Genomic DNA, 26,509 nt, shown 5'->3' with positions numbered 1-26,509 from the left:
GGGCAGCGCCCCCTCCGACATCGTATGAAAAACCGCCCGGCGTCTCCACCGGGCGGTTTCAGTCCTGTCCTGAGCGTCAGATCAGGCCGCTTTGGCGTCCGGGCCGAATCGCTTGTAGAAACTCTGGTTCTTGTCGGCCATCTCGCGCAACAGATCCGGGCAGGCAAAGCGCTTGCCATGGGTTTCGGCCAGGTCGTCACAGCGCTCGGCCGCATAGGCCGCGCCGATCATGTCCAGCCAGCTGAACGGCCCGCCGGACCAGGGCGCAAAGCCCCAGCCGAGGATGGCGCCGACATCGCCTTCGCGGATATCCTCCAGCACACCGTCCTGCAACGCGCGCACGGCCTCCAGCACCTGCGCGAACATCAGGCGGTGCTGCACGTCGATCAGGTCGGGTTGCTCTTCGGCAAGGGGATATTTCTCTGCCAGCCCCGACCAGATCCCGGTGCGCTTGCCCTTTTCGTCGTAGTCGTAAAACCCCGCGTTTGCCTTGCGCCCCAGACGCCCCTCGTCGAACAGCCAGAACATCAGGTCGTCGGTGCCCTTGGCGTCGGCAGGGTAGGCGTCACCCATGGCGGCCTTGGTCGCCTTGGCGATCTTCACGGCCAGATCGATCGAAGTCTCGTCGATCAGTTGCAGCGGGCCGACCGGCATCCCCAGCATCCTGGCGGCGTTTTCCACCAGCGTGGGCGACACACCTTCACTGACCATCCGCGCACCTTCGTTCAGGTAGGGAATGATGCAGCGGTTGGCATAAAAGAACCGCTCGTCATTGACGACGATGGGGGTCTTGCGGATCTGGCGCACGTAATCCAGCGCCTTGGCGACGGCGATATCGCCGGTCTCCTTGCCCTTGATGATCTCGACCAGCAGCATCTTCTCGACCGGCGAGAAGAAGTGGATGCCGATGAACTGCTCTGGCCGCGACGACGCCTTGGCCAGGTCCGTGATCGGCAGGGTCGAGGTGTTGGAGGCAAAGATGCAGGTCTCGGGAATGACCGCCTCAACTGCCTTCGTGACCTCGGCCTTGATTCCCGGGTCCTCGAACACCGCCTCGATGATCAGATCGGCGTCCGAGAGGGCGTTGTAGTCGGTCGTCGCGGTGATGCGGCCCAGCACCTCGGCCTTCTTCTCCGGCGTGGTCTTCTTGCGGGCGATCCCCTTGTCCAGATAGGCCTCGGTATAGGCGCGGCCCTTGTCGGCGGCCTCCTGCTTCTGGTCGATCAGCACCACTTCGATACCGGCCTGGGCCGAGACCAGCGCAATGCCGGCCCCCATCATGCCCGCGCCCAGCACGCCGAGCTTTCTGACGCGCTGATCGGGGGCTTCGGGACGGTTCGCACCCTTTTCCAGCGCTTCCTTGTTCAGGAACAGCGACCGGATCATGTTGCCGGAGGACGGGTTCATGATCACCGACGTAAACCAGCGCGCCTCGATCTTCAGCGCGGTATCAAAGGGCACCATCAGCCCCTCATAGACCGCGCTCAGCATGGCGCGCGGGGCCGGGTAGGCGCCCCAGGTATTTGCCATGATCATCGCGTTGGCCCCGACGAAGGTCTGGAAACCCGCCGGGTGATAGGGCGCGCCACCGGGGACCTTGTAACCCTTGGCATCCCAGGGCTTGAGGATATCGGCGTCGGTCGCGCTCAGAACCCAGGCTTTGGCCGCCGCCAGCGGATCGTCGACCACTTCGTCGATGATCCCGGCTTTCTGGGCCGCTTTCGGATCGCTCAGCTTGGCTTGCAGCAGGAAGGGCGAGGCGGTCATCACGCCCAGCTTGCGCACCAGCCGCGTCGTGCCACCCGAGCCGGGAAAGATCCCGACCTGGATTTCCGGCAAGCCGATCTTGGCCTTGGGCGCGTCGGGTGCAAAGATCCGATGCGTCGACAGCGGCAGTTCCAACCCGATCCCGAGCGCGGTGCCGGTCAGGGCGGTGGCAATCGGCTTGCCGCCCTTGTTGGTCTTGGCATCCATGCCGGCGCGTTCGATCTTGCGCAGCATGTGGTGCAGCGACATGACACCGTTGAAGACGCCCTCGGCCCCTTCTTCCTTGAAACCCGCAAGGACGTTCAGGTCCATGCCCGCCGCAAAGCTGTCCTTGCCCGAGGTGATGACGATGCCCTTGACGGTATCGTCGTCCAGCGCATCGGTGATGGCGGCGTCCAGTTCCCTGGCCCCCGCCATCGTCAGCACGTTCATGCTCTTGCCGGGCAGGTCCCAGGTGATCACTGCGACGCCATCGGCGCCCTTTTCCATCGTGAAATCGGTCATGTGATGATCCTCCCCTTACACCAGCTCGATGATCGTGGCCGCGCCCATGCCCGACGCGACGCAGAGCGTGGCAAGGCCAGTGCCCTTGCCGGTCCGCTCCATCTCGTCCAGCAGGGTGCCGATGATGATCGCGCCGGACGCCCCGAGGGGGTGGCCCATGGCGATCGCGCCGCCGTTGACGTTCAGCTTGGCATGATCGACATCGAAGGCCTGCATGAAGCGCAGCACGACGGCGGAAAACGCCTCGTTCACTTCGAACAGGTCGATGTCATTGATCGTCATGCCTGCATCCTTGAGGATCTTTTGCGTGGCGGGCACGGGGCCGGTCAGCATGATCGTCGGATCGGTGCCGATCTTGGCCGTGGCGCGGATGCGGGCACGCGGTTTCAGGCCATGCGCCTCGCCGAATTCCTTGCTCCCGATCAGGATCGCCGCGGACCCGTCAACGATACCGGAGGAGTTGCCAGCGTGATGCACGTGGTTGATCGCCGCCAGGTGCGGGTACTTCAGCATCGCGACCTTGTCGAAACCGGGCATGACCTCGCCCATGTCCTTGAAACTGGCCTTGAGGCCGCCGAGGGCCTGCATGTCGGTGCCAGGGCGCATGTATTCATCGGTATCCAGGATGGGCAGGCCGTTCACGTCGCGGATGGTGATGATGGATTTCGCGAACCGGTTGTCGGCCCACGCCGCTGCGGCCCGGTTCTGGGATTCCACGGCAAAGGCATCCACGTCATCGCGCGAAAAGCCGTATTCGGTGGCGATGATATCGGCAGAGATGCCCTGGGGCACGAAGTAGCTGTCCATCGCCACGGTCGGATCGACGGCAACGGCGGCGCCGTCGCTGCCCATGGGCACGCGCGACATGCATTCCACGCCACCCGCGATATAGGCCATGCCTGCGCCGCCCTTGATCTGGTTCGCGGCCAGGTTCACGGCCTCCATGCCGCTGGCGCAGAAGCGGTTGATCGACAGGCCCGGAATGGCCTCGTCCAGATCAGACGCCAGCACAGTGGTGCGCGCGAGGCAACCGCCCTGTTCCATGGCCTGCGTGGCATTGCCCCAGATGACGTCCTCGACCGCGTGCCCGGAGAGATCCGAGCGCTCGCGGATCGCGTTCAGCATCTGCTTGCCGAGCGCGACGGACGTGACTTCATGAAGCGATCCATCCTTGCGGCCCTTGCCGCGCGGGGATCGGACTGAATCGTAGATATAGGCTTCGGTCATGATGTCCCAAGTCCTCCTGGTTCTGTGGGGAGCCCCTCCGCCCCCCGGTCTTCGTTCAATGTCGGCAGCCTGCGCGGGGAAAGCCACCACGACGTTGCGTTGCAACAGACGGTTCCGCGACGTTTCGTCAGCTGCGTTCGGACGGGTTGCCGGGCATCAGGTCGTAGGGATGCTTCCACCCGGGCAGGGATTCGATGTTGCTCAGCCAGCGGTCGATATTCGGCCAGTCGCCGCGCTCGAAGGTGAAGGGCTCGGGGTAGAAAAGGTACCCGCAGTTCGAGAAATCTGCGTTGGTCGGCCCATCTCCGACCAGCCAGTCACGCCCCGAAAGGCCCGCGTCGAGCGTCTTGAAGGCGGCTTTGAGGCGGGCTGAGATAAAGCCGATGACATCCGCGTTGCGCTTGTTTTCGGGCAGGAAATTCATCTGAAAGCGCAGCATGCCTGCCTGGGATGACATCTTGTGATTGTCAAAGAACACCCAGCGCATGACATCCCGGGCCTCGGCCGCGGACGCGCCCCCGAACTTGCCACACTTCTCCGAGATGTACATCTGCATGACGCCGGACTGGGTCAGGGTCGTCTCGCCGTCCACGAGCACAGGGACCTCGCCCATGATGTTCAAGGCCTGATAGTCCGGGCTGCGTGTTTCGCCGCCGAAGAAATCGACCTTGACCGCTTGCCAGTCCAGGCCCGACAGTTCCAGCGGCAAGGCCGCCTTGTAGGCGTTGCCGCTTTCCCCGAAGCAGTAGAGCTTGATCGTCATGGTGTCCTCCCGGTTGATCAGTCAGAGCCGGGGGTTTCACACCCCCGGACCCCTGTGGGGTATTTATGGCCAGATGACAGGGAACTGGTCACGCTTTTTTAACCAGCACGCGTCACCATCGTGAGGCGCTACAGGCTGGGGAGCCGATGGGCGTGCCAGGTGACGCCCCGTCCTCGATATATCTGGTAGCCAATCCGGTGAAGCGGGACGGGGCGGAGCCACTTTCAAAGTCAATTTGCGAAATCTGAAAGCACAGCGGCTCTTTATCATCTGGCCAAAAATACCCCTGCCAGAGGCATCGTGATCGAGCGGGCTGTTCGGTTTCCTGCATCGCTTGCCGCCGTTAGCCTTTGCCGCTAGCCTTTGCCGCTCCGAATTCATCCTATCGAGGGGGGCGAGAAATCGCTCCGCGCTCCCCCTTTCCAGGCTGAATGCGCGGCGTCAGAAGCTGGCTGCGTCAAGTGCCATGACGGTATCGGCGCCTGAAAGAATGCGCTGCAGATGCATGGCCGTCGCCGGCAGGCGACGCGCCATGTAGTAGCGACCCGTTGCGATCTTGGTTTTGTAGAACGCGGCATCGCCGGTCCCGGCGTCCAGCTTTGCCTTGGCGGCGATGGCCATCTGTGCCCACATGTAGCCGAGGCAGACATGCCCGAAGAGGTGCATGAAATCGTAGGACCCTGCCAGTGCGTGGTTCGGGTTTTTCATGCCGCTCTGCATGAAGTACATGGCAGCTTCCTGGAGCTGTTTCGAGGCACCCTTGAGCGGTTCGATGAAATCCTTCGCGATCTCTTCGTCTTCGGCGTTTTCCTTGCAGAAGGTCTTGATGATCTCGAACAGGGTCATTGCCGGTTTGCCGCCCTTGGCCGAGAGCTTGCGTCCCACCAGGTCCAGCGCCTGCACGCCATTCGCGCCCTCGTAGATCATCGCGATGCGGGCGTCGCGGGTGAACTGCGACATGCCCCATTCCTCGATATAGCCATGGCCGCCGTAGACCTGCTGGGCCTGGACCGTCATGTCGTAGCCCTGGTCTGTGAGGAAGCCTTTCAGAACCGGGGTCAACAGGGAGACGAGGCCTTCGGCGTCTTCGTCGCCCATGGAGCGGGCCTTGTCTATCAGGGTGCCGCCCCACAGACCGAAGGCGCGGGCGCCCTCGATGAAGCTTTTCTGATCCATCAGCATGCGGCGCACGTCAGGGTGCACGATGATCGGGTCCGCTGGGCCGTCGGGGTTTTTCGCGCCCGTCACGTCGCGCCCCTGCAGGCGGTCATTGGCGTAGATCACGGCGTTCTGGTAGGCGGCGACGGCCTGGGACAGGCCTTGCATACCAACGCCAAGGCGGGCTTCGTTCATCATGGTGAACATGGCGCGCATGCCCTTGTGCGCTTCGCCCAGCAGGTAACCGGTCGCACCATCGTAGTTCATCACGCAGGTGGCATTGCCGTGGATACCCATCTTTTCTTCGATCTTGCCGACCGAGAGAGAGTTGCGATCGCCGAGCGAGCCGTCCTCGTTCACCATGAGTTTCGGCACGATGAACAGGGACACGCCCTTGATGCCCTCGGGGCCGCCGGGGATCTTGGCCAGCACGAGGTGGATGACATTGTCGGCTATGTCGTGATCGCCGGCAGAGATGAAGATCTTTTGCCCGGTGATCAGGTAGCTGCCGTCCTCCTGCGGTTCGGCCTTGGTGCGCATGAGGCCCAGATCGGTGCCGCATTGCGGCTCGGTCAGGTTCATGGTGCCGGTCCATTCACAGGAAACCATTTTCGGCAGGAAGGTCTGTTTCTGCGCGTCCGTGCCGTGAGCGTGGATCGCGGAGTAGGCGCCGTGGGTCAGGCCAGGGTACATCATGAAGGCCTGGTTGGCGGCGGAGAACATCTCGCCCGTCGCCACCGTCAGAATGTAGGGCATGCCTTGCCCGCCGTATTCGGGATCGCAGTCAAGGCCCGTCCAGCCGCCGTCGCGCAGCTGATCAAAGGCGGCCTTGAACCCGGTCGGGGTGCGCACGACGCCGTTTTCCAGCGTGACGCCTTCCTTGTCGCCAACGGTGTTGAGGGGGGCGATGACCTCGGAGGAAATCTTTGCCGCTTCGCCGAGGATGGCGGCCGTGAAATCACGGTCCAGTTCCTCGTAAGCCGGGACGTTCTGCTCGGTAATCTTGAGCACGTCGTGAATGACGAATTGCAGGTCGTCTACCGGTCCGGTGTAGCTAGGCATCGTTCCTCCTCCCGAGGTCTTTCAAATGGGCCCTGCGGCTTACTCAGCCGCCTTTGCCGCCCCCTTCATGGAGCCGATCATGCGGGCCACCCAATCCATCTGCTCTTTCAATTCCGTTATCGCCGTGTCGAGTTCGGCACGCTGCGCCTCCATCATGCGGAGGCGGTCCTTTGCCACGCCGTAGGTGCGGGCCAGCTGGGTCTGCTGCTGGTCGCCCATGTCGTAGAGGTCGAGCAGCTGGCGGATCTCTTCCAGGGAAAAGCCGAAGCGTTTGCCCCGCAGGATCAGTTTCAGCCGTGCACGATCGCGGCGTGTGAACAGGCGTTTCTGGCCTTCGCGGATCGGAAAGAGCAACTCCTTCGCTTCGTAGAACCGCAGCGTGCGCGGAGTGACATCATAGTCATCGCACATCGCGCGGATCGTCATAAGGTCGTCTGTGTCTGGCATAACATACCCATGTGAAATTTTTATCGACTGGTCAGGAATGCAGGCCACGAGTAATGGATACAAGGGGCCGCAGGTTGACGTAAGTGATACGTCACGTCACTTTAAAGATGACGTAAGATAAGCATCGGTGACGCCGGGGCGGGCGCAATTTCGTTACCTCCATGGTCGTGCATCAGGCACGGTGAACGGAGCGGGGGCGCCCCCGCCGTCACGGTTCGATTCGTCCGGCGCATGCGACGTGCCGCCCGGTGACGCGACGGTATCGGGCACAATTTCAAAGATTGGTGGCCGGTACAATCAGGAGGTGCAATATCTGCGCCTGACGGCGTGATTACGCCTGTAGGCGCGACACGCCACGTAAGCCGACCTGTTCACGGTGGCGCAAGAGGGCGGTGGTCCTGGCGGATCAGCTCTGGCTGAGTTCGCTGGCGGCGGTTTCGCGCAACTGGCGCAATTCGTCCATCGCCTCGTCGATCTGGCGGCGCTGTTCGGTCAGCTCGGCCATCTGGCGGTCTGCCATCTCGACCCATATCTTGAGCTGAGCCTCGGAGCCGGCCTGTTCACGCATTTCCAGCCACTGGCGCATTTCCTCAAGCGAGAAGCCGAAGCGGCGACCGCGCATGATCAGCGTCATGCGGGCGACTTCGCGCGGGCCATACCAGCGTGCACGCCCGTCACGTTCGGGCTGAAGCAGCTCGATATATTCGTAGTAGCGAAGGGTCCGGGGGGTGACCTCGAACTTTTCGCACATTTCCTTGAAGCTGAGCTTTTTCTCGGACATCGCTGCCGCTGACTTAGGGGACTGGAGTTGAACGGTACGCATTGTGGCGCGGAAGGGCAACCATCCTGAGGAGGCGTGAGCTGGTCGTGGCTTGCAGCGCCCCCGGATCCGTTATTCTATGCGGAGACAAGGAAAGTGATCATGACAGAAACAGACCCGCTGGAAATCGCCCGTCAATTCATGCTGGCGTTGCCACATGCGCAGGCCCTGGGAATGGAGGTCGCGGAGCTGACACCGGGGCGGGCGGTTTTCACCATGCCCTATGACACCAAGCTGATCGGTGACCCGGAAACCGGCGTCATGGCCGGTGGGGCGGTGTCGGCGTTGCTGGACACGACCTGTGGCGCGGCGGTGGCCAGTCACCCGTTGTCGGGGGCGCCCACGGCGACGCTGGATCTGCGAATCGACTATATGCGTCCGGCGGTTCCCGGCCAGGCGATCCGCGCCGAGGCAAATTGCTATCACGTGACACGCAGCGTGGCCTTCGTGCGGGCGGTCGCGCTGGACGACGATCGCGACAACCCGGTCGCGACGGCGACGGGGGCCTTTACCTTCAGTATGATCGAGGACGCATCATGAAGCGGAGCCGCCCGGAACCTGTTCAGGTGATCAAGCAGCGCAGGGATGCCGCGCTGGAAGCCCTGGTCGGGGGGGTGCCCTATATCCGTTTCCTGGGCATACGGTTCGACCGGCGCGGGGATGAGCTGACTTCTATCCTGCCCTACGACGACATGCTGATCGGCAACCCCGAATTGCCGGCGCTGCATGGGGGCGCCACGGCGGCCTTTCTGGAGGTGACGGCGGTGATCGGGCTGAGCTGGGCGATGTTGTGGCGCGACCTTGAGCGCGGCGTGCTGGATCCGGCGCAGGTCCGGGAGGGGCACTTGCCGCGTTTGCCCAAGACCATCGGACTGACGGTCGATTACCTGCGGTCCGGGCTGCCGCGCGACGCCTATGCGCGCGCCGAGGTGACCCGGTCGGGTCGGCGCTATGCCAGTGTGCGGGTCGAGGCGTGGCAGGACAACGTGGCGCGCCCGATCGCGCAGGCCACTGGGCATTTCCGCATGCCGGGGAATGGCGAGGCGAGCGAGTGAGCCTTGGTCAAGCGGTCGAGGCACGCACGCCGCTGACACATGCGCGGGTGCTGCGTATTGCGATCCCGATCGTGCTGGCCAATGCGACGGTGCCGATCCTTGGGGCGGTCGATACCGGCGTGATCGGGCAACTGGGCGAGGCGGCGCCGATCGGTGCGGTCGGCATCGGTGCCGTGATCCTGGCAACATTCTACTGGGTCTTCGGTTTTCTGCGAATGGGCACCACCGGCCTGACCGCGAATGCCGCCGGTGCCGGCGACACACCTGAGGTCGCCGCACTGCTGACGCGCGCGCTGATGATCGGACTGGGCGCGGGCCTGGTGATCATCGTGGCCCAGGTGCCGCTGTTCTGGATCGCATTTCGGGCCAGCCCCGCTTCGGCCGAGGTGGAGGCGTTGGCGCGCAGTTACATGGGCATCCGGATATTTTCGGCCCCTGCCGCCATTGCGCTGTATGGCCTGACCGGCTGGCTGATCGCGCAGGAGCGGACAGGTGCCGTTCTGGCGGTTCAACTGGCGATGAATGGCGTGAATATCGGCCTGGACCTGCTGTTCGTATTGCAGCTGGAGTGGGGCGTCGAGGGCGTCGCCCTGGCGACGCTCATTTCCGAATGGGCCGGGCTGGGCCTGGGGTTCTGGTTATGCCGTGGGGCGTTTGCCGTGCCGGCCTGGCGGGATTGGGCACGGGTGTTCGACCGAACCCGGCTGACGCGGATGGCGCTGGTGAACCGCGATATCCTGTTGCGCTCGTTGATGTTGCAGGGGATCGTGGTGTCGTTCATGTTCCTGGGGTCGAATTTCGGGGATGTGCAACTGGCGGCGAACCAGGTGCTGATGCAATTCCTGCTGTTTACCGCGTTTGCGCTGGACGGCTTTGCCTTTGCCGCCGAGGCGCTGGTCGGGCAGAGCATGGGGCGTGGCGAACGCGACAGTCTGCGCCGCTCGGTCGTGCTGAGCGGCGGTTGGGGGCTGGTGATCTGTGTCGTGATGTCGCTGGCCTTCTGGATCTTCGGCGGGATGATCATCGACCTGATGACCAGCGCCCCGGATGTGCGGATCGGCGCGCGGCGGTTCCTGCCGTGGATCATCGCGGCGCCGGTGTTCGGCGTCTGGGCCTGGATGCTGGATGGCGTATTCATCGGTGCGACGCGGGCAGGCGACATGCGCAACATGATGGCGATCAGTCTGGTCGTCTATGTTGCCAGCGTTGCCGTGCTGGTGCCCGCCTTTGGCAACCACGGTCTATGGGCAAGCTATCTGATCAGCTTTGTGGCGCGGGGCGTCACCCTTGGCCTGCGCTATCCGGCGCTGGAGGCGCAGGTGCGGGCGGGCTGATCAGAGGAGGTCGTGCACCTTTTCGGGCGGACGGGCGATGACGGCGCGGTTGCTGGCGATCAGCACCGGGCGTTCGATAAGTTTCGGGTGCGCGACCATGGCGGCCAGTAGCGTCGCGTCATCGTCGGTCTTGCTGAGGCCGAGTTCGCGGAACACTGCCTCGTTCGTGCGCATCATGTCGATGACGGGCAGGGCGAGCTTGGCTTGCAGCGCAGTCAGTTCATCACGTGAAGGGGCGTCGTCGAGGTAGAGACGAAGCGAAAAGGCGGTGCCGCTCGCCTCGACCAGGGCGAGGGCGGCGCGGGACTTGGAGCAGCGCGGATTATGCCAGAGCGTGATCACAGCCAGGTCTCCCTTTGTGTACCGACGGCATCGGCCACGTTGGCAAACCCGTCGCGGGCCAGCAGGGCGTCAAGGCCATGGGCGACGTCAGCTGCCAGCGACAGACCGCCATAGACGAGCGACGAATAGAGCTGCACCGCAGAGGCGCCTGCGCGGATCTTGTCGTAGGCCTGTTCAGGCGTGGCGATTCCGCCGACGCCGATCAGGGGGATCTGCCCATCGGTCAGCGCAGAGAGGCGCGCCAGCACGCGGGTGGATTTTTCGAACAGCGGTGCGCCGGAAAGGCCCCCGGCCTCGGCACGATGGGCGCTGGTCAGGCCGGTGCGATCCAGAGTGGTGTTGGTCGCGATTATGGCGTCGAGACCATGCGCCAGCGCGACCTCGGCCACGTCGGCAAGGCCCGCATCGTCGAGGTCAGGCGCAATTTTCAGAAAGATCGGTATGGGGCGGGCCATCGCATCGCGCGTTGCGAGCACGCCCGTGAGGAGGGCCGACAGGGCCGCCTTGCCCTGAAGATCGCGCAACTTTTCCGTGTTGGGCGACGAGACGTTGACCGTGGCGAAATCAAGAGACGGCGCACAGGTTTCGAGAACGGCGCAGAAATCGTTTGCGCGGTCGCCGCTGTCCTTGTTTGCCCCTAGGTTGAGGCCGATCACCGCATCATGAGGACGCTGTGCCAGGCGATCTGCAATGGCGTGCATACCGTCGTTGTTGAAGCCGAACCGGTTGATCACGGCGCGATCTTGGCGCAGTCGAAAGACGCGGGGTTTCGGATTGCCCGGCTGTGCCCGAGGTGTGGCCGCGCCGACTTCGAGAAACCCGAACCCCGCGCGCGACAGTGGTGCAAGCGCGATCGCGTTCTTGTCATAGCCCGCGGCAAGTCCGACGGGATTGGCCAGGGACAAGCCGGCGATCGACGTTCTGAGCCGGGGTGAGGTGATCTGGCGCGCCAGGGGCACGAGGCCGGCGCGCAGCGCATGAAGCGAAATCGTATGTGCCAGTTCCGGATCGAACCGGTGCAACAGCCGCAGGCCCAGCCCTTCGTAGCCCCGAGCAACGAATCCGTGAGGGCCAGGGCCCCGAGACACAGGGCCGGGGCGTGCCGCGTCAGACGGTCCGGTCACAGAATGCCATCGGGAAACAAGTGCCGCCCGCCCGAGAGTGCCAAGGGCCAGTGATTTACCACGTCCTCGTGCCTGAGCGGCGCATAGAGGTGGGGAAACAACGCGCCACCGCGGCTTTCCTCCCATCTCAGGGCGTCGCCAAGCGGGGCAGGGTCCACGGCGGCAAGGATCAGGGCGTCCTGCTCGGCAAAGTGCTTTGACGCGGTTTCGGCCACCTGATCGGCGGTAGAAAAGTGGATGAAGCCGTCGGACAGGTCGATCGGGGCGCCTTGGGTGGTGCCCTCGGCCTCCAGCTGCTGCCACTGCTCGGTGGTGAAAATCTTGTAGATCATGGTATCCTCCGGATGCCCGTTTCTGATGCAGCGGTCAAGCTATTGCAGGATGCCGACAGGGCAAACTGCCGGGCACGCGATGGCTTGGGGTGTCGGCTGTGCAACGGGGATGCGCAGCACCGTCGGAGTGTAACAAAAAGATGACGGGTTGGGCGGCGACGCACTTTCGCCCGCATTGTCATCAGGGTGACGTAGAGATCGGCTTTGACATGGGGGGACGTGACGGGGCAGCATTCCCGACACAACAAAGAAACGAACAGAGAGGATTCCGCGATGCATGTCCGCCTGCTGACAAGCGCCGCCGTGCTGGCCCTGAGTGCCGGTTCCGCAATGGCCGATTACGACCTTACCATCCTGCACACGAACGACTTTCATGCCCGGTTCGAGCCGGTGAGCAAGTATGATTCGAGCTGCGGCGCCGAAGACAATGCCGAGGGCAAATGCTTTGGCGGCTCGGCCCGCCTGGTGACCCAGATCGCAGAAGAGCGCAAGACCGCCGGCAACTCGATCCTTGTCGACGGTGGGGACCAGTTCCAGGGCACGCTGTTCTATACCTACTACAAGGGCAAACTGGCCGCCGAAATGATGAACAAGATGGGCTATGATGCGATGACCGTGGGCAACCACGAATTCGACGATGGCCCGGAGGTTCTGCGTGGCTTCATGGATGCGGTCGATTTCCCTGTCCTGATGTCGAACGCCGATGTCAGCGCCGAGCCCTTGCTGGCCGACAGCCTGATGAAATCGACGGTGATCGAGGTCGGTGGCGAAAAGATCGGTCTGATCGGTCTGACGCCCCAGGACACGGACGAGCTGTCCAGCCCCGGTGCCAACGTAACGTTCACCGATCCCTCCGAGGCGGTTCAGACCGAGGTCGACAAGCTGGGTGCCGAAGGCGTCAACAAGATCGTCGTGCTTAGCCATTCGGGTTACAAGGTCGACCAGGATGTCGCCGCCAACACGGTGGGCGTTGACGTGATCGTTGGGGGTCATACCAACACCCTGCTGGGCGACATGGATGGTGCCGAAGGCCCCTATCCCACGATGGTGGGCGATACGGCGATCGTTTCGGCCTATGCCTATGGCAAGTTCCTGGGTGAGCTGAACGTGACCTTCGACGACGACGGCCATGTCATCAAGGCGGTCGGCGCGCCGATTTCCCTGGATGGGACAGTCGCCGAAGACGGCCCGACGGTGGAGCGGATTGCAGAGGCTGCCAAGCCGCTGGAAGAGATCCGCACCAAGGTCGTGGCCGAAACGGCCGAGGCCATCGATGGTGCCAAGGATTCGTGCCGGGCCGGTGAATGCCAGATGGGCAACCTGGTTGCCGACGCGATGTTGGCCCGCGTGGCCGATCAGGGCGTGACGGTCGCGATCACCAATGGCGGTGGTCTGCGCGCCAGTATCGACGCGGGCGAGGTGACGATGGGCGAGGTCCTGACGGTGCTGCCGTTCCAGAACACGCTGGCCACATTCGAGACGACGGGGGCCAACCTGGTCGCGGCGCTGGAAAACGGCGTCAGCCAGCTGGAAGAGGGGGCAGGACGTTTCCCGCAGGTGGCCGGCCTGAAGTTCACCTTTGACAAGGCAGCCGATGCTGGCACCCGCATCAGCGATGTCATGGTCGTGGATGGCGAAGGCTGGGCACCGATCGACCCCGAGGCAACCTATCTTGCCGTGACGAACAACTACGTTCGCAATGGCGGCGACGGGTACGCGATGTTCAAGGATTCGCCCAATGCCTATGACTACGGCCCCGATCTGGCCGATGTGACGGCAGAATACCTGGCGGAAAATTCGCCCTATACGCCTTACACCGACGGTCACATCACCGCCAAGTAAGGGCACGTGGCTAATTGCGCACGCCGATCATCCCCGCCCGGGCAGCCGGGCGGGGATTTTGCGTTCTGGGGCGTGCAGATGTTTGCGCATTGACGCGCGGACGTATTTTGCCAAACTCGCCCACATGCCATGAGGGGCGGTGCTCCGAGGAGACGCTGAATGGATCACCCGCTGATTGACCTGATCAATGCCCGGATCGCCGAAGCCGAGGCGCGCGGAGCATTCGATGATCTGCCCGGGGCGGGCAAGCCGCTGACGACGCAGGATGACCCGGAAAACGCCCTGTTGAACCGTCTTGTACACGAGGCAGGGGGCGTGCCCGAATTCGTCAGTCTGTCACGTGAGCTGCGCCGCCTGCGCGAAGAGTTGCGGGGAGAGGGCGACCGGACACGCCGCCGGGACATTCTGCGTGACATGTCGATGCTGGAGGCCCGGATCGATATTGCGCGCAAATCCTGGACAAGATAGCGGCTGCGGAGCGCCATGTTACGGTCACATCCCCATGACATTGCCAGCGAGGCGACGGCGGGGCTGTTCGTTGCCGCATCCGGTAAGAATTTGCCGTCCCTGCCGAATTCCGACATCTGCCCCCAGATACGGCCTGCGAAGAGGAGCGACATGTGCAGCGGCGGCAGGGCCGTTAACGCCCACATCGCAGACGGGCCACGCCTGGTGCCCTGCTGACGACGGCACCACACCGGCCAACGCCGCAGGAAAGGCGTGCATATGAGGCGCTAAAATGGAACAATGCGTCAGGCAAAGCGTTGATCCGTGAATTCAAATGTCTCCAAGGAGGATGACACGATGGCACAACCGACAACAGCCACTGGCGCGAAACCCACGACCACTTCGGACGCGAAAAAAGACAGCCCCGATACCGCTGTGATCCAGGCGCAACTCGAGGCCGTGCAGAAAGACGTCGCCGAACTGACCCGTGCACTGACCGAATACGGCAAGGCGCAGGGTGCGCATCTGAGCGGTGCTGCCCGCGCCAAGGCGGAGCAGGTGCGCGGTGAAGCAGAGGCGGGTCTTGCCTATGCCGATGCGCAGGCGCGCCAGGCCTACGCGACCGCAGAAGACCGTGTTCGTGAAAATCCCGCAGCCTCGGTTGCCATCGCCAGCGGCGTCGGCTTTTTGATCGGCCTGCTGATGGCGCGGCGCTGAGGGCTGAATGTTCGGATCTCTCAGATACTCCATTTCGCGGATGGTGCGCCGGGCGGGATATTCCCTCGGGGCGTTGATCCTGATGTCCATCGGTCTGGGTTTCCTGACGGTGGCCGCCTGGATCTACCTGGCGCAGACGCATGACGCGCTGTTTGCCGCCTTGGTGATCGGCTGTGCCTATTTCGGGCTTGGCCTGATCTTTCTGGCACTGAGCGCGCGCACGCGTCCCGTCCCGATGGCGCATACCACGGCGGCGCCTCCCCCCGCTGCCGCGTCGATGACTGGGCTGATCGCGGCGCTGATGCAAGGCGTCGGTGCCGGGGTTGCTGCGGGTGCTGCGCGCAAGCCTGCACCGACTCCTCCGCCGCCGCCGCCCCCCCCGCCGCCGCAATACCCGGACTATCGCTGACGGCGACCATTGCGGTGGTTGCGACTGACGGCATCTGAGTTGACGACAAAGCACATCGCCCGCGCAGCATAGGCTGTCGCGGGCGATTTTCGTCTGTTTCCGAACTGATGCCAGCGCGTTGCACCTGCGCAGCGGCGGGTTTCAGCACGAGCGCTTTTAGGAGGGGACTGTCTAGGGTGAGCCGGGGAAATTCGGCACGGAGCCAGAGTGTCGGCTTTTGCCAACGTCGTGATCCGTGCCGTCAGACTGTGTCAGGAGGGAAATCCTGGAGCGGGTAGCGGGAATCGAACCCGCACGACTAGCTTGGAAGGCTAGGGCGCTACCATTACACCATACCCGCTCTTGCTGAGAGCACATATTTCATGGGCAAAGCACGGTCAAGAGGCAGAGCGCCCGCTACATGCTGTTGGGCAGGAACAGAACCAGTCCAGGCACCAGGATCAACAAGACGATCCGCACGATATCCATCAGTACGAAGGGGACGAGACCCCGAAATATCGTGCTCAACTGGACGTCCTTGACCACTGAGCGCAATACGAAGGCGTTCATGCCAACCGGCGGAGTGATGTAGGATATTTCGGTGATCACCACGACGAAGACGCCAAACCAGATCAGGTCGAACCCCTGCGCCGCGACAACCGGATAGAAGATCGGAACTGTCAGCATGATCATCGAAAGCCCCTCGAGGACGCAGCCGAGAACCAGGTAAATCACCAGGATGGTCAGGATCACGGAGGTCGGCCCGTCTCCGAAAAAGGTGACAAAGGCCTGCATGTCGGCGGTCATGCCGCTGAAGTTGACATAGTTGGTAAAGGTCAGTGCGCCAAACAGGATGAAAAACATCATCGCCGTTGTTTTCGCCGCGTCGAACAGCGTCACGAAGGCCGATGAGACCGAGAATTTGCCTGACAGGATCGTCAAGAGCAGGGCCCCCGCAGCGCCCATCCCGGCGCTTTCGGTCGGGGTGAACACGCCAAGGTAGATGCCGCCCATGACGAAGATGAACAAAATGATTGCGCCCAGGGTCCCCTTGAGGGCGCGCAGGCGGTCGCGCAGGGGCAGCTTGGGTTCGGTTGCAAGGTCGATGCCGCGAAACCGCACGGAGATCCAGACGGCGGTCGTATAGCCGAGGATGCCCAGCAGGCCGGGCACGATCCCCGCCAGGAACAGTTTGCCGATGTCCTGCTGGGTCATGATGCCATAGAAGACAAGGATCACCGATGGCGGGATCAGGATGCCCAACGTGCCGCCAGCCGCGATCGAGGCGGTCGACAGATCATCTGGATAGCCATAGCGGCGCATAGAGGGCAGCGAGATCCGTGCCATCGTCGCCGCCGTCGCCATGGAAGAGCCGCAGACCGAGGAAAAGCCGCCGCAGGCGATGACGGTGGCCAGGGCCAGACCGCCCTTGCGATGGCGCAACCAGGCATGGGCGGCCTCGTACAGCTCTCTTGCGATGCCAGATTGCACCACGAAGTTGCCCATCAGCAGGAACAGCGGCAGCACCGACAGGGAGTAGTTCTTGCCCTGGTCGAAGAAGGTCGTGCCCAGCAGCGACAGGGCCGGGCTCCACCCTATGATCGAGACCGTGCCGAGCAGGCCGATCAGCGTCAGGGCTATGGAAATCGGCAGGCCCACGAGCAGCAGGACAAACAGGGCGGCCATGCCGACGGGCCAGTTGGCTAGAAGTTCCATGGGGGAAAACGTCTCGATGTTCAGGGCTTGAGGGGATCAGCGCCGCGCAGGGTCAGGCCCTGAGAGCACGGCGCAGATCACGGGCGGCGACGTAGAGCGTGATGACGACGGCCACGGCGGCACAGACCGAGCAGAGCCATGCGAAAGGCCCGACGGGAATCCGCAGCGAATTGGTGACGCCGTGATAGCCCGCGATCTGGCTGCCGTAGATCCAGAGCCGCCAGGAGATGACGCCAAAGATCGTGGCGGAGATCAGCGCCAGCAGTGCTTTTCGGAAGGGATGAACCCACGCGGGCATCTGCGAGGTCACCAGATCGACGGTGACATGTTCATCGTCCATGCAGACGGCGGGCAGACCGATGAAGATCACCGACACCAGCAGCACCTCGGTCAATTCGGTGGACCCGATCAGCGGAGCGTTGAAGATGTAGCGACCGATCACGTCGACGACGGTCAGTGTCATCAGCACCAGCAGGATCGCACCGCATACCCAGGCCAGAATGCGCCGGGGCCAGATGCTGAACGCGCTGGTCCGTTTGCCGGGAGCCGGAGACATTGCTGCCTCCGGACCCGCTGCGAAATGTTCGGCAGGATTGGGGCTCATTCGGCCTCGACCTTGGCGATTTCGTCTTCCATCATCTTCATGGCTGCTTCGGCGTCGACACCGGTCGACGCGATTTCATCCATCTTTTCCTTGATCACGGGGGCGAGCGCATCTGTCCAGGCAACCATCTGGTCGTCGGTCGCCGTGGTGATTTCGATCTTGCCGTCCATCGCCGCCTTGCCCTTGGCGTCGGCGCTGTCCCACATCTGGCCGGCAAGCCGGGCCAGCGATTCACCGGTGACGCTGTCGATCTCGGCCTGCTCTTCGCTGGTCAGGCTGTCCCATTTGGCCTTGTTCATCACGACGAAGAACGACGTGTTGTAGAGGCCGCCGGGCACGTCGATCCCCTTGGTCAGTTGCGGGATCAGGCCGAAGGAGTTGACGGATTCGTAGGGAAAGAAGATCCCGTCGGCCACGCCCTGGCTAAGCAGTTCGTACGCCTTGGAGGAGGGGCCTTCTACGGGTACGGCGCCCAGCTGGGTAGTGACTTCGTTGATCAGACCACCGCCGACGCGCATCTTGGTGCCCTTGAGGACGTCGGTGCTTGAGGCGTCGCCCTCCTTGATGAAGATCTCGCCCGGACCATGGGTGAAAACGCCCAGAACCTTGACCTGATCGTATTCACCGGCCTGTTTCAGCATCGCCTCGAAGGTGCGCCAGTAAGCGACGGACATTGCGGTCGCGCTGTTGCCGAGAAAGGGCATTTCAGCCACGCTGGTCGTCTTGAAGCGGCCCGGCGAATAGTTCTGCACGCCGAAGGTGATGTCGGCCACACCATTGACGGCAAAGTCGAAATGCGCAGGTGGCGGCCCCAGGGGGGCGGGCAGGATGTTGGTGGTGACCGATCCGCCGGTCGCCTCGGCGATCGCTTCGGTCATTGGCACGATCACCTCGGAAACGAGGGGGTGCGAGGGGGGCAGCCAGTTGGCCACCGTCAGCGTGGTGTCGGCCATCGCAGCCGCGGTGGACAGCGCCAGCGCCGCAGTCGTCGTCATTGTCAGCTTCTTGAAGAGCATCTTTGGTTTCCCTGTTGAGTTGCTGTTGTTCTGAAAATCATCGTAATGTTCACGTGACTATTCTTGGTTTTTTCTGGCGAAAGTCAGCGACCTTCATCATTTTGGTGTCACGATGCACGGTGCGCGGGTGGTAGGGGCGAGAAAAGAGGCAGCATGAGCGATCCGATCGACAAGAAAGATGCGCAGGATACCGATGCGAGCGAGGGCCGATTCCGCAAGCAGGACTGGCCGTTCTATTGGCTGACCCGCACCTCGGCACGCTACTTCATGACGATGGAAAAGCGGCTGAAGGCGATCGGTCTGGACGTGCCGCGCTGGCGTGTGCTGATGTCCCTGTTCGAGGACGAGCACATGAGCGTGTCCGAGATCGCGGAGGTCTGCATCATCAAGTTGAACACGGCCACCAAGATCATCCAGCGGATGGTGGCCGATGGTCTGGTGACAACGCGCGCCCGACCGACCGATGCCCGCGTAACCGAGGTGACCCTGACGCCGCTGGGCGACGCGCGCCGCCGCGAGGCCCGCGCGATTGCCGATCTGGTGTTTGCCGGGGCGTTTCAGGATCTGGATGCAGAAGAACAGCGCACCCTCAACACCCTGATGGAGCGCGTTTTTCACCGTTTGGGAGAGTATTGAGCGCGCCGGGATCATGGGTCAGATCGCCGTCAGGTGGTGAAAGTCACGACCGAACCAAATCAGGGTTTCCGCCTGACCTTTCGCCAGTTCCATCGCCTGCACCTCGCAAAAGAAGACGGTGTGGGACCCAACGGTGTTGCTGTCCGTGATCTTGCAATCGAAGGCGACAGGCGCATCCGTCAGCAAAGGGCTGCCGGTGGCCATCGTGCGCCAGACGCCACCGGCGAAACGTGCCTCCTCGCTCTTCTTGCTGGCAAAGGCGGCCGAAAGCTCACGATGCCGCCCGCCCAGGACGTTCACGGCAATCACGCCGTTCTTTTCGATGATGTCATGGCTGCGGTTCGATTTGTTGATGCACACCAGCAGGGTCGGCGGGCTGTCCGTCACCGAGCACACGGCCGAGGCCGTCATGCCATGTTTGCCCGCAGGGCCATCGGTTGTCAGGATGGTGATGGCGGCGCCGAGGCGGGCCATACCTTCGCGAAAGGTCTGAACCTCCGCCTCGGTCGGTTTTTTGTGCTCGGGTGGGGGTGGGCTGTCGGTCATGATCATTCCTCAGATATCCAGCACCAGTCGCGCAGAGTTCGCGCGCGAGCAGCACAGGCACATCTCGCTGTTGTCCGCCTTTTCTTCATCGGTGAGGAAATGATCGCGGTGGTCCGGCTCTCCCTCAAGAACATCGGTCAGGCAGGTGCCGCAAATGCCTTCCTCACACTTCACTTCTACCGAGATGCCGCTTCGTGCAAGGGCTGTGACGATGGATTCGCCCTCGCCTACGGTGACGGTGATGCCAGAGGCGCGGGCCTCGACTTCGAAGGTGTCGCCCGTGACGTCCACGTCTGCCGAGAAATATTCGCGATGTATGTGGGCCGAGGCATGGCCCCGGGCCTCGGCCGCGCCGATCAGCCAGGACATGAACCCTTCGGGGCCGCAGATATACAGATGGGTGTCGTCGGCGGGGTCGGGCAGCGCGTCGGTGTTGAACTTGCTCTCTGCGTCGTCGTGATGCTGGTGGACAGACTCGGCAAAGGGTGCGGCTCGGAGGAGGTCGTCAAAGGCGGCACGATCGGCGCTGCGGGTGCAGTAGTGCAGTTCGAATGCGGCACCCCTGGCGTGCAACTCATACGCCATTGCAAGCATCGGAGTAACGCCGACGCCCCCGCCGTAGAGGTAGGTCTTGTCTGCCTCGACCAGGCCGAAGTGGTTGCGCGGCCCGGTGATGCGCAGCTCGGCCCCCTTGCGGGCGATATCGTGCAGCGCGACCGAGCCGCCGCGGCTGGCGGGTTCCTTCAGGATGCCCAGCGTCCAGTTGCTGCGATCCGCGGGATCGCCCGCCAGGGAATACTGTCGCCACATCGTATCGCTGTCGGTGGCGACCAGCACGTCGATATGCGCCCCCGCCGTGACGGGGGGAAGGGGCGCGCCTGTCGGGTCCGTCAGGGTCAGCCGCATGATATCGCCTTTGTCGTCAAGGCGTTCCGCGATCATCAGTGTCAGGGTCTCGGTGGTCATAGGTCTTCTTTCCGCCTCAGCGCATGAACAGGCCGCCGTTGACGTCCCAGCAGGCGCCGGTGACGAAACTGGCCGCGGGACCGGCAAGCAGGGCCACGAGGTTGGCGACAAAGGCCGGGTCGCCCAACTGCCCGGCGGGGATATTGGCCAGCATTCCCGGCATCTTGTCCGCCGGGACCAGGTCATGCACCATCGGGCTGTCCAGCGGACCGGGCGCGATGGCGTTACAGGTGATGCCAAAGGGGGCGAGGTCGCGGGCAAACACCTTGGTCAATGTCATGATCGCGCCCTTGGAGGCGGCGTAATGCGCGCCCGTGGTGGTGCCGCCGTTCTGTCCGGCCAGGCTGGCCATGTTGATGATGCGGCCATAGCCGCGGTCCTTGAAGTGCCGCCCGAAGATCTGGCTGCCCGCAAAGGTGCCGCCCGCGTTGACCGTCAGGATCCTGTTGAAATCCTCAGGTGCGATGTCGAGCACGGGTTGCGCCTTGGTCAGTGCGGCGTTGTTCACCAGCACTTCGCACGATCCCCATCGGTCGATGACCTTGTCCAGAACTTCTTGAAAATGCTCGGGTTTGGACACATCCAGCGTCGCGGTGACGGCGGTTTCACCGGCCAGGTCGAGGTCCGTCGCCAGTGCCGATGCGCCCTCGGAATCGATATCTGAGATGACAACCCGGAACCCCGCGGCGTGCAGCGCGCGGGCGATACGGGCACCGACACCGCTGGCGGCCCCGGTGACAACGGCGGTCTGGATGACGTCTGGCAAGGGAGCCCCCATTTCAGAAAAGGTAGCTGATCGAGGTCAGCATTCCGTCGGAGTTCAGCAGCCGCACGACCTTCTGGGTGATGCGGATACCGTTTTCGGTCGCGATCAGCTTGTGTTCGACATTGGCGGCAAACATGCGCTGGCGGCCGAACTTGTCCTCGATCACATGCAGGGCGGAACGGATGGTGACGGCGCCGGGTGCCTCTTCGGTAAAGACGAAGCGGGACAGCGTGCGCACAGTGCGCGCCGGCGGCGCGGCAGAGATCGAAAAGCCCCCCGACAGGCGCGCGGCGCGGGCCTTTCGCATCTGCGCATCATCGTAGACGATGTTGAGATTGTTGGCGAAATCCGTCACTTCATCGCCGATGGGGATGATGTAATGTCCGCCATGCCAAAGCGGCAACCAGGCATCAAAATCGTTGCGATCCAGGATGTCGGCCTCGCTCCAGAGGAACTTGATCGCGTCATCCAGTGTGATTTCTGTCTCGGGTGTCATGTCTTTCACGCCATCATCTCCTGCCACTTGGCGTAGGCGGCACGCATGCCGGTTTCGGCACTGATGTCGCCCTTGGGCAGGCCATTTTCGGAGGTTTCTTCCAGGCCCTTGCCACGGTTGACCATCACATCCAGGTCGCCGCCGCCGGCAGAGCCGCGTTGCACACGTTCCCAGACCTCAGCATCATCGGGAGAGCCGAAGCCCATAGGCCCTTGAAAATGCTCATGAAGACGCATGCGCATCTGGTTTGCCGCCTCCGGGCCGCCGTCCATGCCAAGGGCAATGTGGCGGATCTCGGTCTCGTTCACCGAGACAGGGCGCAGGATGCGGAAGAACGACAGCGAGCAGGCGGCGTTCGGGAACAGGTTGAGGTTGAAGCCGCAGCCGCCGACGGCGCGCACGATGCGGCGGACCTGATCTTCGTCGTAGTCGGCGCGCAGGGTTTCCGCCAGCGCCTGGAAGCGTTCGGGGATCGGGGCATCGAGGTTGTCGTCGAGGTCGTTCAACTCGGGCATCATCACCATGACGGAGTGGCCGTTGCCAAGGTCTTCGACCCAGCCGTCATCGTCTTCGAGGAAGGAGAACTGCTGCGTTGCCTCACCGTCGAGAGATTGCATGAAGCTCTTGTGAACAACGGGAAAATGGTAGGCGTCAGTGGTGTTTTCCAACTGGATCTTCCAGTTCATCGGGACCTTGAACTGATGTTCCCCGAGGGTTTTGACCGGGAATCCGCCACCCTGTTTCATGAACAGGTCGATCCAGGGTTTGGCATTGCCGAGGAAATCCTCCAGCGGTTCGACGTCCATGTTGAAGGAGGCGAAGATCATGCCCTGGTATGTTTCAACCTTCAACTTCTTGAGACCATAGTCTTTTTTGTCGAAGTCGGTGTTGTAGCCTTCGGTGTAGGGGACACCGCGAAGACTGCCGTCGAGGGCATAGCCCCAGCCGTGGTAGGGGCATTGGAAGGAGCTGGTCTTGCCCTTCTTGATCTCGCAGACGGTCGCGGCGCGGTGGCGGCAGCGATTGACCAGCACGTGCAGTGCGCCCTTTCGGTCATGCGAAATGATCACCGGCTGGGTGCCGACGACCGACAGCTTGAAGTTTCCCTTGTCGGGAACCTCGGATTCGTGCCCGACCCAAACCCATGTTTTGCCAAAGATTTTCTCCATCTCGACATCGAAAATGGCGGGGTCTTCATACATCGGGGTGGCAACGCGGTCGCCCTTCACCAGCGGGGCATAGCTGGCGTCTTGCGGGCCTTGGGGGAAATGATCGAGGGTCATGTCCTGTCCTTCGTGATGGGCTGGGAGGGAGGAGTGCGCAGGGGGCGGAAGCTGGTCTTGGCGCGGGGAGTCGAGACGGAATTCACCGCGACGGGGGGCCGCCCGGGCACCGTCGCCTGCACCAGAACACCCCGCAAAAAGCGGGCGCGGGAGGCTTCGACGATCTGGCGGATTTTCGCGGAGTCAGTCACTTTTCCGTCTCTTTCCAGTTGCTTACAGGTCGGGAATTTCCAGTGCGCGGCCCATGCGGGCTTCGACTGTCATGTACTTCCAGAGGCGGTCGTTGCCTTCGCCCACGACGATGGTGCGCAGGAAGTTGCAGGCGGCCTGCACGGCATCGCGGTTGGGAAAGTCCGCGAGGATGTACCAGGTGTAAGGAAAGCCCTGACTTGCGCCAACCATGGTCTGATCGTCATCAAAAGTACCAACGATTTCAACACCATCCATCTTGGCGATGGAGGACATCAGTTCCTGTGTGGCCTTCCACACCGGGCCGATCTGATCGAAGGGCAGGCTGAAGAAGGTCGGGTGGTTGTTGAAGCAGAGAAGGGTGCGGAGAGGAGCAGTCATATCATTTCACCGTGGATTTTGGGGTGTCGGTATCAAGTGCCGTATCGTGTCGGTATCACGTCGGTATTTCTGCGCGGCATTCAGGGCCGGATCGGACCTGTTAGGTCATGGGTAACCGGGGGGCGTCGCTTCGCCGAACATTCCGGCACCGGCGGCGGTCCAGGTGCCTTCGTTCATGAAGGCGTGCTGGGCGACGCAGGCGGCGTCGATCATGCAGCGCCCCAGCGTGTGGCCGGTGCGCATGGCGTTGGACCCACCCATGACAAAGGCGATGCGGGCGGCCTCGGCCCCATCACGCGCGGCTTGGGTGGCGACAAGGCGCAGGCGGATGCGCAGATCGGGGTCGACCTCGCCCTTGGTCAGCAGTTGGTCCCAGGCGTCTTCGATGGTTTCGTAGAAATGGGCACGGGCGGAGCGCAGCAGCGCCTCGGCGCGGGCCAGGTCGGCCTGCACATAGGGGCGCGCGCCGGGGCTGGGCGCGCCGGTGATCGAGGCCTTCTTGGCGGCGTCGGATTTCACCCAGTCCAGCGCCTCGCGGGCGGTGCCAAGGGCGACGACGGCCAGCACCTGCGCGGCCAGCGCCATGGCGGGAAAGCGGAAGATCGGGTCGTCGAGCTGCGGCGCGGACCCACGGATGAAGGTCCAGTCCTCGTCCACCAGCTTGCCCTCGACCACCACGTCATGCGAGCCGGTGGCGCGCAGGCCGACGGTGTCCCATGTCTGGTCGATGGTGACGTCCGCGACGGGGAAGATGGCAGAGCGTGGCAGGGGCGAGGATTCGCCCTCGATCTTGATGCCGACGCCGATCAGCGAGGCCCCCATGGAGCCGGAGCACCACGGCCAGCGACCCGACACGCGCAGCCGGTCGCCTTCGCGGGTGGCCTTTTGCGGCGGGAACATCGCCCCGGCAAAGACGGTGTTCGGGTTGGCGCCGTAGATCTTGGCGAAGGTTTCGGGCGGCAGCGCCGCCAGGTAGGTCGAGGAGACCCCGAAGCTGGAGACCCAGCCGGTCGAGGCATCGGCCATCGAGATCTTTTCGATCAGGCGGCAGAAGTCGGCGGGCGACAGGGCGTCACCGCCAAAGCGTTTCGGCACGAAGGCCCGGTAGACCCCGACCTGTTGCAGCTGTGCGACCATGTCGGCGGGGACATGGGCCAGACCTTCGAATTCGGCCCGGCGGGCGCGGATCTGGGCCAGCACGGTGTCGAGCGTGACATCGGGGGTCTGCGCCACCGTTGTGGTGGCTTCTGCGAGAGCTTGGGACATCAGGCTGTCTCCTCTTCAGGGGTGCGGGCGGCGATCCATTCGGCGATGGCGCAGAGGCGGGCATCGGCCCCCTTGGCACCGATCAGTTGCAAACCAGCGGGCAGGCCGTCTGCCGTCAGGGTGGGCAGGGCCAGCGCCGGGTGGCCGGACATGTTGAACTGGCGGATAAAGCGGGTCATCGGCAGGACGGCGGCCGGGTCTGCGGCCACGGCCCAGGTGGGGGGCGTGCGGGCCAGAAGCGGCAACAGGATGGCGTCGTGCGTGTCCAGCAGCGCGTCGATTTCGGCGGTAAAGCGGGTGCGGACGGCTTCGGCGTCGGCCAGTTGCCGGGCGGTGATGCGCGTGCCGTTCAGGATGCGGGCGCGCACATCCGCGCCAAGGGTGGCGTTGGAGGCGGCGAGGGCGCCGAATTCGGCCGCGATTTCATGCCCGATGATGGTCATCGAGGCGTGATAGGCGGCATCGAGGCTGGGCAGCGTCGCCTCGGTCAGCGTTGCATCGTGCAGGAGTTTGGTGGCCGCGTCGAAACTGGCGGTGATATCGGACGCGGCCTCGGGCCGGAGCAGCGCCAGCGAGGGGGGGCTGGCGAGGCTTTCGGCCTGAAAGGTGGGGTCCATCAGGGACATGGCACGCGTCAGCATGGGGGCCGTCGCGGCAAAGGGGCCGATGGAGTCGAGGGTGGAGGCGACAGGGGTGGCCCCGGCGCGGCTGATCCGCCCGAAGGTCGGTTTCAGCCCGAAGACACCGCAACAGCCCGCAGGCTGGCGGATCGAGCCGCCGGTGTCGGTGCCGACGGCGAAATCGACCGCGCCCTGCGCCACCAGAACCGCCGAGCCAGAGGAGGAGCCGCCGGGAATGCGGTCGGGCCAGCGCGGGTTCTGCGGCGTCCCGGTATGCGCGTTCGCGCCGGTCATCCCGTAGGCCAGTTCGTGCATGTTGGCGCGCCCGACGATCTGGCAGCCGGTGTCGAGCAGGGTTTGCACGACCTGCGCATGAGCGAGGGCAGGCGGCGCATCGGCCAGCGCGGCCGAGCCTGCGCGGGTCGGCAACCCCTCGATCGCGAGGCATTCCTTGACCGCGACCCGTGGCCCCCCGGACGTGCCGAGATCCAGCGATACGGTCATCGCGGCGTCCGGGCTGAGGCCTGGGGGAAAGTCGGGGGTCATGAGGGCTCCGTTTCGTCTTTATTACGTCAATATTACCGCATTAAGGTCGATTCACTAAGAGAAATCTGCAAGGGGCGCCCGAAAAACGTGAATATGCATGTTTTTCGGGCGCTGTTCCGGGGGGGCCGGGTCGTGTTTCCGGTCAGCTT

Annotated in this window: 29 protein-coding genes and 1 tRNA gene; 8 read left to right on the top strand and 22 right to left on the bottom strand. The window is 63.4% G+C overall.

Annotated elements, in window-relative coordinates:
• Nucleotides 1-81 precede the first annotated feature (81 nt).
• The 6 genes from DL237_RS11090 to DL237_RS11065 form a co-directional block, all read right to left on the bottom strand.
• Nucleotides 82-2,271: a 3-hydroxyacyl-CoA dehydrogenase NAD-binding domain-containing protein gene (locus tag DL237_RS11090; RefSeq protein ID WP_119399126.1), complete on the bottom strand. Its 2,190-nt coding sequence runs from the start codon at nt 2,269-2,271 to the stop codon at nt 82-84.
• Between the two features lie 15 nt (nt 2,272-2,286).
• Nucleotides 2,287-3,498, bottom strand: coding sequence for an acetyl-CoA C-acetyltransferase (locus DL237_RS11085; protein WP_119399125.1), 1,212 nt, complete (start codon nt 3,496-3,498; stop codon nt 2,287-2,289).
• A gap of 127 nt (nt 3,499-3,625) precedes the next feature.
• Entirely contained in the window at nt 3,626-4,261 is a 636-nt protein-coding gene (locus DL237_RS11080; protein WP_119399124.1) for a glutathione S-transferase family protein, read from the bottom strand.
• A gap of 441 nt (nt 4,262-4,702) precedes the next feature.
• Nucleotides 4,703-6,481 (bottom strand): acyl-CoA dehydrogenase C-terminal domain-containing protein, encoded by a 1,779-nt coding sequence (locus tag DL237_RS11075; RefSeq protein WP_119399123.1) that lies wholly within the window; start codon nt 6,479-6,481, stop codon nt 4,703-4,705.
• Nucleotides 6,482-6,520: 39 nt separating this feature from the next.
• The gene (locus DL237_RS11070; protein ID WP_119399122.1) at nt 6,521-6,928 is read right to left on the bottom strand and encodes a MerR family transcriptional regulator; all 408 of its coding nucleotides are present in this window, start codon (nt 6,926-6,928) and stop codon (nt 6,521-6,523) included.
• A gap of 406 nt (nt 6,929-7,334) precedes the next feature.
• Entirely contained in the window at nt 7,335-7,709 is a 375-nt protein-coding gene (locus DL237_RS11065; RefSeq protein ID WP_119399121.1) for a MerR family transcriptional regulator, read from the bottom strand.
• Between the two features lie 141 nt (nt 7,710-7,850).
• Between DL237_RS11065 and DL237_RS11060 the strand changes: the two genes are divergently transcribed.
• From DL237_RS11060 to DL237_RS11050, 3 genes are read left to right on the top strand one after another with little or no spacing between them, the layout of a single operon-like run.
• Nucleotides 7,851-8,288, top strand: a complete 438-nt coding sequence (locus DL237_RS11060) for a PaaI family thioesterase (protein WP_119399120.1) — start codon at nt 7,851-7,853, stop codon at nt 8,286-8,288.
• Nucleotides 8,285-8,803 (top strand): PaaI family thioesterase, encoded by a 519-nt coding sequence (locus tag DL237_RS11055; RefSeq protein WP_119399119.1) that lies wholly within the window; start codon nt 8,285-8,287, stop codon nt 8,801-8,803. Before DL237_RS11060 ends, DL237_RS11055 begins: the two co-directional genes overlap by 4 nt.
• A complete protein-coding gene (locus tag DL237_RS11050; protein ID WP_119399118.1) occupies nt 8,800-10,137 on the top strand; it encodes an MATE family efflux transporter in 1,338 nt (445 codons plus the stop codon). The genes DL237_RS11055 and DL237_RS11050 overlap by 4 nt, the downstream gene beginning before the upstream one ends.
• Here DL237_RS11050 and arsC read toward each other — a convergent pair whose 3' ends face one another.
• The 3 genes from arsC to DL237_RS11035 all read right to left on the bottom strand — a co-directional run bounded on the left by arsC (nt 10,138) and on the right by DL237_RS11035 (nt 11,935).
• Nucleotides 10,138-10,479: an arsenate reductase (glutaredoxin) gene (gene arsC / locus DL237_RS11045; protein WP_199672060.1), complete on the bottom strand. Its 342-nt coding sequence runs from the start codon at nt 10,477-10,479 to the stop codon at nt 10,138-10,140. It abuts the gene before it with no gap.
• The gene (locus DL237_RS11040) at nt 10,476-11,501 is read right to left on the bottom strand and encodes a quinone-dependent dihydroorotate dehydrogenase (protein WP_233544955.1); all 1,026 of its coding nucleotides are present in this window, start codon (nt 11,499-11,501) and stop codon (nt 10,476-10,478) included. Before DL237_RS11040 ends, arsC begins: the two co-directional genes overlap by 4 nt.
• A 98-nt stretch (nt 11,502-11,599) precedes the next feature.
• Entirely contained in the window at nt 11,600-11,935 is a 336-nt protein-coding gene (locus DL237_RS11035) for a DUF952 domain-containing protein (protein ID WP_119399116.1), read from the bottom strand.
• 273 nt (nt 11,936-12,208) lie between these two features.
• Between DL237_RS11035 and DL237_RS11030 the strand changes: the two genes are divergently transcribed.
• The 4 genes from DL237_RS11030 (at nt 12,209) to DL237_RS20725 (ending at nt 15,350) form a co-directional block, all read left to right on the top strand.
• A complete protein-coding gene (locus tag DL237_RS11030) occupies nt 12,209-13,777 on the top strand; it encodes a bifunctional metallophosphatase/5'-nucleotidase (RefSeq protein WP_119399115.1) in 1,569 nt (522 codons plus the stop codon).
• A gap of 159 nt (nt 13,778-13,936) precedes the next feature.
• Nucleotides 13,937-14,245 (top strand): DnaJ family domain-containing protein, encoded by a 309-nt coding sequence (locus tag DL237_RS11025; protein WP_119399114.1) that lies wholly within the window; start codon nt 13,937-13,939, stop codon nt 14,243-14,245.
• A 336-nt stretch (nt 14,246-14,581) separates the two neighbouring features.
• The gene (locus DL237_RS11020) at nt 14,582-14,941 is read left to right on the top strand and encodes a DUF883 family protein (protein ID WP_119399113.1); all 360 of its coding nucleotides are present in this window, start codon (nt 14,582-14,584) and stop codon (nt 14,939-14,941) included.
• A 7-nt stretch (nt 14,942-14,948) separates the two neighbouring features.
• Nucleotides 14,949-15,350: a phage holin family protein gene (locus DL237_RS20725; protein WP_199672058.1), complete on the top strand. Its 402-nt coding sequence runs from the start codon at nt 14,949-14,951 to the stop codon at nt 15,348-15,350.
• 266 nt (nt 15,351-15,616) lie between these two features.
• Here the strand turns inward: DL237_RS20725 and DL237_RS11010 are convergent.
• The 4 genes from DL237_RS11010 to DL237_RS10995 form a co-directional block, all read right to left on the bottom strand.
• Nucleotides 15,617-15,690, bottom strand: a tRNA-Gly gene (locus DL237_RS11010).
• 56 nt (nt 15,691-15,746) lie between these two features.
• Complete coding sequence (locus DL237_RS11005; RefSeq protein ID WP_119399112.1) at nt 15,747-17,045, bottom strand: TRAP transporter large permease; 1,299 nt, start codon at nt 17,043-17,045, stop codon at nt 15,747-15,749.
• Between the two features lie 52 nt (nt 17,046-17,097).
• Entirely contained in the window at nt 17,098-17,601 is a 504-nt protein-coding gene (locus DL237_RS11000; protein ID WP_119399111.1) for a TRAP transporter small permease, read from the bottom strand.
• A gap of 44 nt (nt 17,602-17,645) precedes the next feature.
• The gene (locus tag DL237_RS10995; RefSeq protein WP_233544954.1) at nt 17,646-18,665 is read right to left on the bottom strand and encodes a TRAP transporter substrate-binding protein; all 1,020 of its coding nucleotides are present in this window, start codon (nt 18,663-18,665) and stop codon (nt 17,646-17,648) included.
• 153 nt (nt 18,666-18,818) lie between these two features.
• Between DL237_RS10995 and DL237_RS10990 the strand changes: the two genes are divergently transcribed.
• Entirely contained in the window at nt 18,819-19,301 is a 483-nt protein-coding gene (locus tag DL237_RS10990; protein WP_119399110.1) for a MarR family winged helix-turn-helix transcriptional regulator, read from the top strand.
• Nucleotides 19,302-19,319: 18 nt separating this feature from the next.
• Here the strand turns inward: DL237_RS10990 and DL237_RS10985 are convergent, their stop codons facing one another.
• The 9 genes from DL237_RS10985 to DL237_RS10945 all read right to left on the bottom strand — a co-directional run bounded on the left by DL237_RS10985 (nt 19,320) and on the right by DL237_RS10945 (nt 26,360).
• Nucleotides 19,320-19,847 carry a flavin reductase gene (locus DL237_RS10985; protein ID WP_119399109.1) on the bottom strand — a complete coding sequence of 176 codons (528 nt, stop codon included), beginning with the start codon at nt 19,845-19,847 and terminating at the stop codon, nt 19,320-19,322.
• A gap of 9 nt (nt 19,848-19,856) precedes the next feature.
• Nucleotides 19,857-20,813: a PDR/VanB family oxidoreductase gene (locus DL237_RS10980; protein ID WP_119399108.1), complete on the bottom strand. Its 957-nt coding sequence runs from the start codon at nt 20,811-20,813 to the stop codon at nt 19,857-19,859.
• A gap of 16 nt (nt 20,814-20,829) precedes the next feature.
• Nucleotides 20,830-21,579 (bottom strand): SDR family NAD(P)-dependent oxidoreductase, encoded by a 750-nt coding sequence (locus DL237_RS10975; RefSeq protein WP_233544953.1) that lies wholly within the window; start codon nt 21,577-21,579, stop codon nt 20,830-20,832.
• 13 nt (nt 21,580-21,592) lie between these two features.
• The gene (locus DL237_RS10970; RefSeq protein ID WP_119399161.1) at nt 21,593-22,075 is read right to left on the bottom strand and encodes an aromatic-ring-hydroxylating dioxygenase subunit beta; all 483 of its coding nucleotides are present in this window, start codon (nt 22,073-22,075) and stop codon (nt 21,593-21,595) included.
• A 5-nt stretch (nt 22,076-22,080) separates the two neighbouring features.
• Entirely contained in the window at nt 22,081-23,358 is a 1,278-nt protein-coding gene (locus DL237_RS10965; RefSeq protein ID WP_119399106.1) for an aromatic ring-hydroxylating oxygenase subunit alpha, read from the bottom strand.
• Nucleotides 23,355-23,549 carry a hypothetical protein gene (locus DL237_RS10960; RefSeq protein WP_119399105.1) on the bottom strand — a complete coding sequence of 65 codons (195 nt, stop codon included), beginning with the start codon at nt 23,547-23,549 and terminating at the stop codon, nt 23,355-23,357. The genes DL237_RS10965 and DL237_RS10960 overlap by 4 nt, the downstream gene beginning before the upstream one ends.
• 22 nt (nt 23,550-23,571) lie before the next feature.
• Complete coding sequence (locus DL237_RS10955) at nt 23,572-23,928, bottom strand: hypothetical protein (RefSeq protein WP_119399104.1); 357 nt, start codon at nt 23,926-23,928, stop codon at nt 23,572-23,574.
• 105 nt (nt 23,929-24,033) lie between these two features.
• A complete protein-coding gene (locus tag DL237_RS10950; RefSeq protein WP_119399103.1) occupies nt 24,034-25,194 on the bottom strand; it encodes an acyl-CoA dehydrogenase family protein in 1,161 nt (386 codons plus the stop codon).
• On the bottom strand, nt 25,194-26,360 hold the full coding sequence (locus tag DL237_RS10945) for an amidase (RefSeq protein WP_233544952.1): 1,167 nt from the start codon (nt 26,358-26,360) through the stop codon (nt 25,194-25,196). Before DL237_RS10945 ends, DL237_RS10950 begins: the two co-directional genes overlap by 1 nt.
• Nucleotides 26,361-26,509 lie beyond the last annotated feature (149 nt).

The sequence above is a fragment of the Pseudooceanicola sediminis genome, from assembly GCF_003575965.1.
GTDB classification, from domain to species: domain Bacteria; phylum Pseudomonadota; class Alphaproteobacteria; order Rhodobacterales; family Rhodobacteraceae; genus Pseudooceanicola; species Pseudooceanicola sediminis.
This window is presented reverse-complemented; position numbering and strand designations above follow the sequence as displayed.